Annotated in this window: 9 protein-coding genes; 7 read left to right on the top strand and 2 right to left on the bottom strand. The window is 31.2% G+C overall.

Features of this window, described 5'->3' with window-relative positions:
• Positions 1-146 precede the first annotated feature (146 nt).
• The 7 genes from J3D55_RS11460 to J3D55_RS11430 all read left to right on the top strand — a co-directional run bounded on the left by J3D55_RS11460 (position 147) and on the right by J3D55_RS11430 (position 10,697).
• On the top strand, positions 147-404 hold the full coding sequence (locus J3D55_RS11460; protein WP_259131195.1) for a helix-turn-helix domain-containing protein: 258 nt from the start codon (positions 147-149) through the stop codon (positions 402-404).
• 87 nt (positions 405-491) lie between these two features.
• A complete protein-coding gene (gene dptF / locus J3D55_RS11455) occupies positions 492-2,225 on the top strand; it encodes a DNA phosphorothioation-dependent restriction protein DptF (protein ID WP_259131193.1) in 1,734 nt (577 codons plus the stop codon).
• On the top strand, positions 2,222-3,682 hold the full coding sequence (gene dptG / locus J3D55_RS11450) for a DNA phosphorothioation-dependent restriction protein DptG (RefSeq protein WP_259131191.1): 1,461 nt from the start codon (positions 2,222-2,224) through the stop codon (positions 3,680-3,682). Before dptF ends, dptG begins: the two co-directional genes overlap by 4 nt.
• Positions 3,654-4,988, top strand: a complete 1,335-nt coding sequence (locus tag J3D55_RS11445; protein ID WP_259131188.1) for a hypothetical protein — start codon at positions 3,654-3,656, stop codon at positions 4,986-4,988. Before dptG ends, J3D55_RS11445 begins: the two co-directional genes overlap by 29 nt.
• A gap of 28 nt (positions 4,989-5,016) precedes the next feature.
• A complete protein-coding gene (locus tag J3D55_RS11440) occupies positions 5,017-8,808 on the top strand; it encodes a helicase HerA domain-containing protein (RefSeq protein ID WP_259131186.1) in 3,792 nt (1,263 codons plus the stop codon).
• Between the two features lie 18 nt (positions 8,809-8,826).
• Complete coding sequence (locus J3D55_RS11435; RefSeq protein WP_259131183.1) at positions 8,827-9,465, top strand: hypothetical protein; 639 nt, start codon at positions 8,827-8,829, stop codon at positions 9,463-9,465.
• Positions 9,465-10,697: a DGQHR domain-containing protein gene (locus J3D55_RS11430; protein ID WP_259131181.1), complete on the top strand. Its 1,233-nt coding sequence runs from the start codon at positions 9,465-9,467 to the stop codon at positions 10,695-10,697. The genes J3D55_RS11435 and J3D55_RS11430 overlap by 1 nt, the downstream gene beginning before the upstream one ends.
• 48 nt (positions 10,698-10,745) lie before the next feature.
• Here J3D55_RS11430 and J3D55_RS11425 read toward each other — a convergent pair whose 3' ends face one another.
• Positions 10,746-11,165 carry a DndE family protein gene (locus tag J3D55_RS11425; protein ID WP_259131179.1) on the bottom strand — a complete coding sequence of 140 codons (420 nt, stop codon included), beginning with the start codon at positions 11,163-11,165 and terminating at the stop codon, positions 10,746-10,748.
• Positions 11,149-13,239 (bottom strand): AAA family ATPase, encoded by a 2,091-nt coding sequence (locus tag J3D55_RS11420; protein ID WP_259131177.1) that lies wholly within the window; start codon positions 13,237-13,239, stop codon positions 11,149-11,151. The genes J3D55_RS11425 and J3D55_RS11420 overlap by 17 nt, the downstream gene beginning before the upstream one ends.

The raw sequence follows: 13,239 nt of genomic DNA, 5'->3' as shown, positions 1-13,239 counted from the left end.
CATTTCTGTAACTTATCTTACAAATATAATAAAAATACTTAAATCATTCGCTATAACGAACAGTATTTTTCATTTTAATCTTTTCTTTTGATAAAGATTAAAATAGAATGCCAGATAAGGAGACTCTTAATAGAAAAAATACGCTCGTGAATAAGCATTTATGCAATTTTATTGAAAGCAAATTTTTACGTGAATATCGCAACCAACAAGGAGAAGTAATTTCACAAAATGAGTATGCAAAATTCTGTGGAATAACTTCTTCTACAATTTCAAAATTAAAATTACCCGAAGGCTATAATATTCCAATGTCAACAATTTATAATATACTTAGACACGAACAATATTCCTTGGAAAGATTCTTTAAGGAATTTGAAATTGCTAAGGGAATAAATATTCCAGATTAAAAGCCTATAAGAGTTGGTTTTTTAACCAAAAAAAACCAGCAAATCCATTGAAAAAAAACTCTACCATGAACTATTTAAAAGCAAATTATGAGAAATCATATATTAATTGATGAACTGCAGAAACTTAAGGAATCTTCTCGATATGCTATCGCACAAGGTAATAGCTATGATATTGATGATTTCAAGAAATTTCTACATATTGAAAGAGAAGTTGAGAATAAATTAAAGCAGATCACAATTTCAAGTAGCAAGCTAACCACTTCACAACTTGTGCTCGTTTGTGGAAATGTGGGAGACGGAAAATCGCACATCTTATCTTATTTGCATAATGAAATACCAGATGAGATTGGGAAATTCCAAATCCATAATGATGCTACAGAATCCCATAACCCAAATGAATCTTCAAACGATACCCTACTCCGAATTCTAAATAGTTTTACAGATGAAAATATTACTCAATCTAATGCAAAACTGATCCTTGCCATTAATCTGGGCACTTTGAGCAAGTTTATGGAAGAATGTGGCTCTAAATTTCAGAAATTAGGAACATTTATCCAGAACGAATCCATTTTGGATAATACCTTAGTTAGTTCTAAAGATTTTAACCCTGACAGCCATTTTCATCAAATAAATTTTACAGATTACCATCTATATTCGCTAACAGAAAATGGTCCCGTATCTAATATAATTAAAGAATTGTTGTGTAGAATTATTACTCCTTCTGAAAGTAATCTTATACACAAAGCATATGAAAAGATCAAAGAGGTGGCTGAGCTATCAAGATGCCCGGTAAAGTACAACTATGAATTCCTATTTCGTTCTGAAAACAGAGAATTGATTGAGCAACTACTAATCCAATCTATTGCTCAAAATAAAGAGATAGTTTCAGTGCGATCCCTACTCAATTTTATTTATGACTTGATTGTTCCTGTACAATTGTCTTCGTTAGCTGATATCGATCAACTAAAGGCTGTTCGTAATTTTTCCGATTCTGAGCTTTTAAATTGTCTAATTCCGAATTATATTTTTGAGCATGCAGACTTATCGAATTTGTTTGCAAGACTTGCTGAATTGGACCCCTGCAATGTACGAAGTGATGAGACAGACGAGAATTTACTGAAATTACAAAGTATTGACAACCCATCAGAATTATTTGCCACTGACCTTCAGCCAGAATTATATAGCGAAATGCTTAAAAAAATTAAAATGGATGAAGTCGATAGAAATCTTGTTTCAAGATTTTTCTTAAGACTCAATTTCTTTCAATATAGAAACGTTTTAGAGAATAGTAACTTCCAAGAATACATTACGTGGCTCTATCATTTTAATAAAGGCAACCCAACCTATCTAAACAAAATCTACAACTTGGTAGAAAATTCCGTAAAAAAATGGTATGGTGATCCAAAGAAAGGTGATAAAGTTGTTGTAAGACTAGGAAGGAGACAAACTAAATATCGGGCGTTTCAAGATTTTTCCTTAACTCCGAAACCGTACATACCAAATAATTCTGAAGATAAAGTTTTATATCAATTTGTGCAGGAATTCACTGTATGTTATGCATCTCCAATTCCAAACGAGCAAGATATTAGAATAGCAATAGACTACAGTTTATTTAAAACGCTGAAAATGATCAATAAGGGGTACCGCCCTAACAAGAAAGACAATAACAATTTCATATACTTTGTCTATTTTATAAATGAAGTAATTCAAGGAAATCAATACAGCACTTTATATATTGATGAAGTAAATGTAGGAAAACCAATTGACTACAAATTGACTAAAAATCCTTTTGGAGGTTATAAATTTGAATTTGTATCATGAGGAAAATAGAATTATTAAAGGCTGGAAAATCTGGCTTGGAAGGAAGACTTTTAAAAGCAAATACGTTTCAGCACCACACTGGTTACCAGATCAACATATTTCCATTTAAAACACAACCTGGAGGACATGTATTTAAAAATGACTTTTTATCTTTTCAGGGCATTCTGGGTGAAGTTATTCGCTTATCCAACAACACCGAATTAAATAAATTCAAGGACACTGCGAATTATAAAACTGAATTAAAACAAACTATTCTCAAAAATGTTCTTGAAAAAGTTGAGACTAGTGAAAAAAAACAACTGGAAGATATTATCAATAAGATGTATTTTGAACCTGATAACTCATTATTTAAGTATGATTTCCATGTAATCTCTTACAAAAACTTCATCAATAACAATAATGCGATAAAGGATGTTCCTGTCTTTATTTCTGACGTTTTTATTCAAAATAATGAAAGGTTTAAAGCTCTCTTTTCTGAAAACGAAAGTAAAAACATTCTGAATCAACTTATTTCAGAATGCTTGCCAAATCATATTGATAAAAAAGATGGTAAACGCGACAAGCAGGTTTTCAGAAATATGATTTCTACTGTTACTGAAATATTTCAAAAAGATTTTGATTTTTTAATGAGTAATAGAGATTATTTTTTGGAGAATTTTGAATTATTCTTCAAATATTACTATTTCTTTTACTTTACACAACTAGCTTTTAAACTAGATAATTTTGGACAGCAGGATTACAATATAAAACCAATTTATTTTTCAATGGATTGGGAAAACTTATCCGAATCAAGATTACAGCTCCATAAGACCGGATGGAAAGAGGTTTCTAAACATTATGAACGTGTTTTTGCGCACGCCAATGCATTAGAATTGATTAATTACATCCAAGTCGACAATAATTTGATAGGCGACTATGATGAGATTACCAACTTATTTAACTCTTTTGAAGAATCAGAAAAAGAAGAATTTAAAACTTGTTTAGAAGAGTTGCTCGAATTTTATAAAAATGAAGTAAGGACACTAAATCCTCCTGCAAGCTGGGAAGAATGCCAGAGTAATCTTAATTTAAAGAGTTTTGATCAAGAGATTACAACACTGATCTATTCATTATGGTATACAATACGTTACCAATTTGAGAACGGAAAACGTAATAAACCCTACAAGGATTATGCTTTGTGGCTAAGCAGCTTCAGTAAAGAAAATTTTACAAAATCAGGAGGACGTTTGGGGAGTAAATTGGTCTTATCTCAAGAAATTTTACTTTTCCTAACCAAATTATGTGTGGGAAACAGAGAAAAAATTCGTTTAAAATTGTTTTGGGAAAAACTTCAGGAACGAGGGATCACATTTGATGAAACTTCTAAATTGGAAGTTATTAAGTTATTTGAACGAATTAATCTAATCGAGAAAAAAAGCGACAGCGGTGATGCACAATACATTAAATCCTCTTTATAAATATATATCAGAATTAATCGTTGAATTTTTTATAGATCAACAGATCAGGCCTGGAGACAGATATAATTTATATCTTGAAGAAAAATCTTATGTACAACAATTGTTCGATGCTCTTCGGTCGATTAATGCTTTGAATATAGAGTTATTCTCTTATCAACATCCATCGGGCAGTGTTCCTTTCATATCGTTTACAATTAAAATTAACGATACGAAGGTTTTGGTGGTTTCAAGTGAAAATGCGACCGAAGACTATTTCACTATGTTAAGAAACAATGTTTCCCAACAAGCTTTAGGTTTTGAAAACACTGCAATGTTAATCATTTACAGTCAAAAACTAGAAAGTATATCCGGGGGAAGTGAAAATTTGGAAAAAGACGGAATGCCCCTTCATTACCTAAGTTTTCGCAAGCGAGTTGAAAAAGATATTAATGCAAATAAAACTTTAAAACACCACGAAAAAGAAATTCTAAAAGCAGTTCTCAGTTATAAAACGAAAAACATATTAGAAGATAACAATTCAGTTTTCGACTATGAATTTGTTATAAAAATTTTAGAAAAAGGAACAATTGATACGGTTGATTTTCAAACTATCGGTTTATTTCCTCACGAAGAACTAGCTACAAAGGGGACAAAGGTAGACGTTGATATTCAGGAAAATTATAAACTATTTGGAAGAATAGAAGCAATTTTTCAAGATGACGAACCGGAAACGGAACTTAAGGAGATATTGCCTGAAACCGCTTATACAAAGTTTATAAAAGAAGATTGGAAGACAACAGATTTTGGAGATTTATCTAAGTGGCTGGAAACTGAAAAAAATAAATCTATTCCAGAAATTACGTCTATATCTTGTGACTCCAAAGATGTTACCCTTTGGAAACGAACAGATGGTCTAACGGCTTCGAAGAAAAGAAATTACAACTTGCTTGTCTTCAATCAAAACCTGCAGGAAGATGTTGTAATAGAAATTAAATTTGATCAACGTACTAAAAAAGAAGGCATAAACTACAAAGGAAGAGATTTAACAGTTCAAAGCAGTGGATACAATCTTTTGGTAACATTACCTAAATGTGAGAACACTAATAATTTTCACCTCGTTGAATACAGAGACCCTGATTCCGGGAAAAAATTCCTGTTTAAGTTATTGCATGTTCCTTTCGAATCAAATTATTTAAGTCAATTTGAATCTAATTTTCTTATCAGAGCAGGATCTCTTGGAAATTATCTTTCTGTAAAAGATGACAATATTATCATTTTTAATGAAGGTGAACAGAAAGTAATAGAAGAAGAAACTAGAATACAGTAAGAACTACCTTGTGCCTGAATCTTCATCTTTGAAATTGAACTGTGATTATGCAAACATAGATGCAGAAGAGGTTTATTTTCAAGTCACAATTAAAGAGACTCTGATTTCCGTCCAGATCAAACCTGATTTTGATCCTCCGAGATTAATAAACGGACTAGAAGTGTGGAAAGCAAAAAGAATCAATAGGTCTGATTTCCGCTATAAGCAAGAGAACGAAATTATAAAAATTCAACTCAAAACAGAACAGCAGGAAAGAACTGTTAGCGGTGAATTTAGGAAAAACCTTCTACTTGAACAAAAATTAACAAATTCTGATGGATACAGTTGGGAGGAGAATGTTAATGAGGAGATTTCAGAGATTTCACTTGATTTGGATCAATCGATCAAGGATGCATTCAATCAGTTTCGCACGGTTTTTAGAACTAAAAAAGTGCAGCCCAGTTTAGCGTACTTAGAAGATTCGGAAAAAGAGATTGCATCCAAATATGTGAAAGCAATTTTAAATTATATTACAGCTTTTGCAGAAAACCAAATATTGACATCGAAGCAAAAAAATGTCTTCTTATTGGGCGTAATCAAAGAAAATTCAGGAGCAAAAAAAATAAAACTGAGTCCTTATCATCCATTGAATGTTGCATACCAATTACAGATTAATAGAACTTTAGATGATGACACACAATCCTATAATGCGATTTTAAAACGATTAAACCCAAATAATCTATTACCATATATAGAAGGGAAATCCAGGGAAATTTATGTTCCGACTGAATCTATTCATTCTCCTGAATGGATGTATTACTCTATGTACTCAGACACAAAACAGGGAATTTCCAAAAGTTATGTTTCTAATTTGATTTCTTCAAAATTGAGAGATTTCAAGAGCAATTACAATATTTTATTTGATCAATCGAAGCAAGCTCCGATTAGAATAAATGTAATCAATCATGGAGACTGTAAAGAAGTACTGCATGGACTCTTTGAGTTTTACAGGACAGATTTGAACACCCACAAAAATAAAAGGCTGAATGAGCTAATTCCGATCGAAGTATTCATCTATGGATCTGAAAATCTTGTTAATAAATTTGAAGAATTAACTTTTTACTCTTCAACCAGTGAAATTGAAGAGCAACTAGAAGTTAATTTGAAAACCAATGATTTTGATAAGGATGATTTGCTTAACACCTTTTTTGAAAAAGTGAAATTCTATTCTCGATCATTTCCGAAAGAGGAACTCTATGAGTATGCACACATTACATTTTACCAATTTGACACCGAAACATCTGCGTTTTCTTTTAACGAAATGAAAGATGTTAAAACGGGCTTATCTTTAGACGGTTTACTTTCTGATGTTTCGTTTATACCACATCAAGATACCTATCGAACAGGATTCGGAACGCGCTTTTTACCAACAGAGAAATCTGATCTAATTGAATTGACTACTCGTTACAATGCACTGGCAAAAGTAGCATCTAATGATGACCCCTTTGACTCAAGAAAAGCACTGTGTACAACTATTAATAATACTATTCGTACTCAATTAGAAAAATTATATACGAGTTCACATTGGGTGACATACATTGACCCCAGGGTCGATCTAGATTTTTTCAAAGATCAGTCAGATTTGGTAATTGTGCATTACAGCGATCAATATACCAATTCGAGTGGCTACGACGCGATTACTGTAAGCAGAAAAACGGAGCAATATGCATTTGTGGTTCAGGAATTTCTTGCAAAGCACAAAGTTTTGTTTACCCCACAAACAGACACCATACCTATTATCAACTTTTTCAACGCAATCAATGGAGACTGGTTATTGGGACTGGTACGGCAAAAAAGCCATTTTCCGAAAGAGAAACTAAGTTTATTGTCAGGTGTTAAAACGGCATTAACCTTTCTACATAATCCATGTATAATCTGGGTTCCAATTTCACTGGAGGAGATTTTACGAGTTTCCGGAAATGCTGGTCTTACAAAAGAAGAAGGTTTGTTTTCAACAAAAAATCTAGGTGCAGGGGGATCTTACAGTGATGATCTACTGCTGATCGGTCTGGAGAAAAAAAAGGAGAAATTAGAAATGTATTTTTATCCTGTTGAATTGAAAATCGGAGGTTTAAACATTGTTAATAAAGGAAGGATTCAAGGAAAGAAAACGGCTGAATTAATTTACAATCACTTATCTAAAGATGGTTTTATTTCAGAATTTTACAAAAATTTCTTTGCTAAATTGGTATTGGCCAGTGCCGAAAAGATGAAATTATTTCAAATATGGGAGAATCAGAATTGGGACAATATTCTGAATGATTATAAAACAGAATTGTTGAATAATCAGTTTACCATTTCGACATCACTCAAGCCAATTATCGGAGATTTTGGATTAATTTATTTTGGAAATGACACCATTACACGAAAACTGAATACTTCTGAAAACTGTATGGAAGTTAATCTTATGGAACAGGATGGTTACAATTTCCTTGTTAAATCAGTTGATCAGCTTATTGAATTATTTCATAACACAACTACTACTATTGATACTTCTAAATTATTGAATTCAAGGTATAATTGTAATACGATTTCAAATACAACAGTAGAGTCGGATAATATAGCACCCGAAAACGAAAATAATGCCCCGGACGAACCTTTCGTTTCCGAGGAAACAATTTCAGAAAAGCCGGAAGAAAAGCCTTCAAGATCCGGCATTAAAATTCTCTTCGGAACTGATTTGAATACACAGCAACCAATTATTTGGGAACCAAATAATTCTGATATGGTTATGCATACAAATACAGGAATCATTGGAACAATGGGTACGGGTAAAACTCAATTTACAAAGTCTTTAATTACACAAATCTATAAAAACGTTGACCACAATCCGGGGGATGAAAAATTGGGAATACTTATTTTTGATTACAAAGGAGATTACGTAAAAGAGGACTTTGTGCAAGCGACCAATGCTAAAGTATTTGAACCACACAAATTACCTTACAATCCTTTGGCTTTGGATGCAACAGATCAGTCCAAACCGATGCTGCCATTGCATACGGCAAACGACATTAAGGAAACTATTGCTAATGCTTTTAACCTTGGAAATGTTCAAAAACAAAAATTGAGAGACATTATAGTTGAAGCTTATGAGAGTAAAGGGATAGAAAAATCTAAAAGAGATACCTGGACAAATATACCCCCAACTTTAGCTGACGTGTGTAATATCTTTCTTGATAATCCAGAATTGTCTCATGATAGTTTATATGCTGCAATCTCCAATTTATCTGACTTTGAAATATTTGAATCAAACCCTTCTAAAACCAAGTCTTTGTATTCTTTTATTAACGGTGTTGTGGTAATCAATTTATCTGGATATGATGAATCTATTCAAAACTTAATTGTAGCGATTACATTAGACGCTTTTTACACACAGATGCAGCGACACGGACACAGTGCGATTGAAAACAATTTACGCCAATTACGTAAAATCATCTTGGTAGATGAAGCAGATAATTTCCTCAGTAAAAATTTTCAGTCACTAAAAAAAATATTGAAAGAAGGACGTGAATTTGGAGTAGGCACTGTGCTTTCAACTCAATTCTTAAATCATTTTGCCACTGGTGAAAACGAATACTCTAATTATATATTGACCTGGGTAATTCATAGAGTAAACGAAATTAAGATTAAAGAAGTTGAATCACTTTTCGCTTTGGACAGTAAAGTGAAAAAAGAAAATTTAATCAATATAATAAAAGGGCTTGAAAAACATCAAAGTGTTGTAAACCTTGCCGGCTCCGCTCCATTAGTCATAAGAGATAAAGCTTTTTGGGAATTGTGAAAATAACTTAATTTAGTCATGAAAAATAAACGAAGAGATTGGAAACTACTTATTGATTTTCTTGGTGAAAGACTTATGGAAGCATGGAAAATCCCCTCATACGTCTTATACTTTTTTGTCGTGATTGTTCTGGTTGGAACATTTGGAGTCATTACAGAATTGTTTACAATAGATTATTGTTTGAGTTGCAAATTTGATCATTTTAAAGTTAAAAATTCTTGTTTTAATATTTCAAGTACTGGATTGGCATTAGTAACGGCATCAGTTATTGAATTAATCTTTATACCTAGAAAAAGTATTGAAAAAGAAACTAAGGAACTTAATCTTAATTTTGATGAATTAGAGAATTTGAAAAGAGGGGTACGTATATTCGGCTTAAGCAGCTTAATTATCTCATTTATCTTTTGGATATTAATAAACAATATATTTGATATCGATTTGCTAAAAATAATTTTTTCTTCAATTTTATTATTGTTTGCATATTTTATTTGGTGGATTTCTAATGTTAGAAATAAAATCCTTTCAAATTATATGAAAAATTATGTAAATATAATTGGAGGGAATGCTGATACTGCAGAAGGAGATACTGCAGAAGGAGAAGATAAACAAGAAAGTAATCTTAATGGTGATTTAACAAATTTTAATACTGGAGTATAATGTCAAATAAATATAACATTTTAGAAATTAAACAACCCTTAGGAACTTTTTATGTTTTTAAAATATCTGCTTTTGAATTATTACAACTAGTTGAATCTGAACCATATTATTTAAGCTTGGAAGGTGGTAAATTTAGAAATGAAGGTATTCAAAGACGATTTGATGAAGGAAGAGGAAGAGAAATTTCAAAATTCTTAAAAAGTTCAGAAAGCGCTTTACCTAACTCAATAATTATTGCTGGAAATACGAGAAATTTACCAGAAGATGAACAATGGAAAGTTGTTATTCAAAACCTAAGTAATAGTAATGAAAACTATTTAGAGATACCAAAATTACAAGTCAATGGAACTGTTATAGATGGTCAGCACCGTTTATTCAGTTTTAAACATCTTAATGTTGATGAGCAAAAAGATTATGAATTACTATGTACTCTTTATTTAGATTTACCTAATCCATATCAAGCATATATCTTTGCAACGATTAATATGAATCAACGTAAAGTTGATAAAAGTTTAGCTTATGAATTGTATGGGTATGATTTAAACGATGATGAAGCAGATAAGTGGTCTCCTGAAAAATTAGCAGTATTTCTGACTAGAAAATTAAATCTTGATGATAAATCAATTTTTAAAGGTCATATTTCATTAGCAGCAAATAGTGATGAAATACTAGAAAAGATTTCTGGTGTAAATTCCAATGAATGGACAATCTCAACAGCAGCCATAGTAGAGGGAATCTTATCCTTAATAACGAACAATGCTAAAAGAGATCGGGATGAATTACAAATTAAGTTTGAAAACGAAAGATCAAGAATTATTTTAAATGAAGTTAAAAGTAGTGCTCCTTTGAGAAAATATTATATTGAAAATAATGATCTTCTAATTTATACTATACTACTAAATTTCTTTAAATCTACTTATAATGTTTTATTCCAGTCAAGTCCTATCTTGTTTAAAACCGTTGGAATCCAAGTTCAATTTATTGTTTTAAAAAAGATTTTACACAAAATAGAAAAAGAAAAAGATATTAGTGTTAATTATTTTAGCTACGAGGTAAATAATTTATTTTCAAAAACAACAAATATAAATTTTAATAGCGCATTTTTTCAACTTTCAGGAATAGGTAAAACCCGGATTAAAAACATTCTATTAATTGCTATGGGCTTAATGGATTTGGATGAAATTAAGAACAAGCAGGATGTAGATGAATACAGAAGACTATTAAATTATTAATAGTCTTCTGTATTCATCTACAAAATATTGTAATTGACAAATAGATTACTACGTCAGTTTCTCTATAAATAAATCAGATGAAGTGCTAAGATTAGAAGAAATTAGTTCTACTAAAAAATCAAAACCATCAATGTTATTTGCTTTTTTTAATTCTAGATCGATTAAGTTCAATCCATCATCAATATGAAGTTTTACATATTTACCAAGATCTTTGTCAGTTTTATATATAGTATAATGAGTACAAAGTAATCCTATATATACATCATCATGGTCTCCAAATAAAACGGATCTTGAATATTCTTTACCTCCTGAATCAGCTAAATCATTTAAGTTTAATCTCCTATCTTTAGAAAGCGAATATGAATATGCCATACGTGCAATAATGTTTTCAGCTCCTAAATTGAGTCTGCGAGTAAGTTGAGCGACAATCTCCCTATTTTCTCTGCTGGTTTTAATTTGAGTGAACATAATCTTCTTCGTTTTTAATTTCGGCAAATAACTGATCTTGTTTCAAAAATTTGAATTTTGAAGCACCATTTTCGCTGTCAATAATATAAACTTTGTTGACATGTGGTTGCAACGTTTTATATTCCATCTCAGACAATTCTTTTTCTAGAAGTGGGAATAAAACCACTTGATCTGAAATCGATGGGTAAAACTCCCTAATTATGTTTTGAGAATGGAATTTATCAAACTTCTGTAGTGGACTGTCAATAAAAACAGGAAACTTGATACCAGATTCATCTACTAAAGCTTTAAGCAGAGCAGTAGCATACAGTTGCTGCTCACCTTTTGATAATGATTCTTTATCTATTATTTTGTCGTTGGAATCTAACAAATCAATATCCATTATATCGTCATAAACATTGACCTTAACGTTATGCACAAAATCACTCTTATGCATAATTTTCTTGAGGCCTAAAAGAATTGACTTTTGAAGAGAATATTTCTTATCTTCTTTTACTCTTTGAATAATTTTTGATATTTTAAGTAATAATTTTTCAGTAACTTCGCTTTTAGCGATGTCAGCCTCAACTAATTTAAAATTCTTTTCATATTCTGAAAGCACCCTATTGTTGATTGCGGACTGTGATTCCAATGAATTTAGCTCTTCAATCAATCCCCCTTTCTCTTGTGACAAGTGAAGAATTCTCTGGTCAACTTTAGCTTTTTCTTCACGTAGTTTTTGAGCAACGGCATTTCCTTTTCTAGCCTCAGCCTGCTTTATTTTATAAAATACCTTTGATGTTGCTAACTTATTATTTTTTTCTTCTCTGACAATATTTTGAAATTGGATGCTGAAACCATTTTTAACATTGTCTATAATTGCTTTGACAGCACGAGTCTGCTCAGGAGTGTAGTCAAGTAAAACAGATGACTCTTCACTACTTTTAATCGTATATTGTTCCAAAGAATCCTGAAACAACTTAATGATCTCATTGCCTTTGGAAATATTAATATTTAATGATTGTAATTTATTAAGAATAGATTTTTTAAGGAGTGGATTTTCATTAATATTAATATTGAAATTGGAATCTGCAAAACTTTCATTTTCTATCTGATCACTCAATTCGATTAATTTTTTCCCAGCCATTACAATTGGAACAAGATCGATCATCTTTTTTAATCGTCCTCTAATCTCATCCGAATCTTTTTTAAACATCTCAAGCTCTGATTTAAGCTGTGTTAGTTCTTCTAAAGTGATACCGCTCCCCTCCCTAATAAGCTTTTCCTGTAATGAATCGCTTTGATTAGAATAAGATAAAATCTCCTTTTCAATCTCAGTTTTTTTCTCCAAACAAAGTTCAATTAAAGATTTTAACTCCTTTTCTTTCTCTATTAACTGTTGAAGTTTGATCTGCTGGTCAGGCTTAGCACCATTTCGACGAAGTTTAACAAGCAAAGTCTCAAGGTTTTTTTTAAGATCTTCGTATTTTTTAATTCCTAACACTTCAGAATAAGCCCTACTTAGATTTTTCAATTCAGATTTTGATTTGGCTTCTGCCAATGTTACAATCTTTTCCGCATCGAAGAAAAAGAATTTAGCTATTTCTCTCGGTAAAATAAAGTCATTGATAAACAACTCTAAACCAACTTCTTTAGCTAATTCATTTTCTAAACCATCAATATAGATTTCTAAAATTTCATTTTCAGTTGATAAGTTATAAGACCTTTTTATGAGAACACGCTCGCAGGGCAAGGAAGGAATTGAAATATCTGAAAGTTCAACTTCCATAGACAGGCTTGAATCATTTAAATTACTTTGTTCGAAATCATTCTTAATATCACGATTTAGTAAAGTGTTTAGAAATTTTTCATAGCCCCCGGCATTTTTAATATCTTTCTTGTATTTTTCTTCAACTTCAACCATCATCTTTCCGTAAAAACACCATATTAAAGAAGTTAAAAATGTTGTTTTACCAAACCCATTTTTACCTGCAACTATATTAATGTTTTTTTCATCTTGACTTGGGAGAAAAGTTATCTCATTTTCACCCTTATATATTCTGAAATTGTTAAACTTAATTTTACTAATTTTCAT

It is taken from the genome of Chryseobacterium ginsenosidimutans, assembly GCF_024807225.1.
GTDB classification, from domain to species: domain Bacteria; phylum Bacteroidota; class Bacteroidia; order Flavobacteriales; family Weeksellaceae; genus Chryseobacterium; species Chryseobacterium ginsenosidimutans.
Note: the sequence above shows the minus strand (reverse complement) of the source record. Positions and strands in the feature narration are given on the sequence as shown.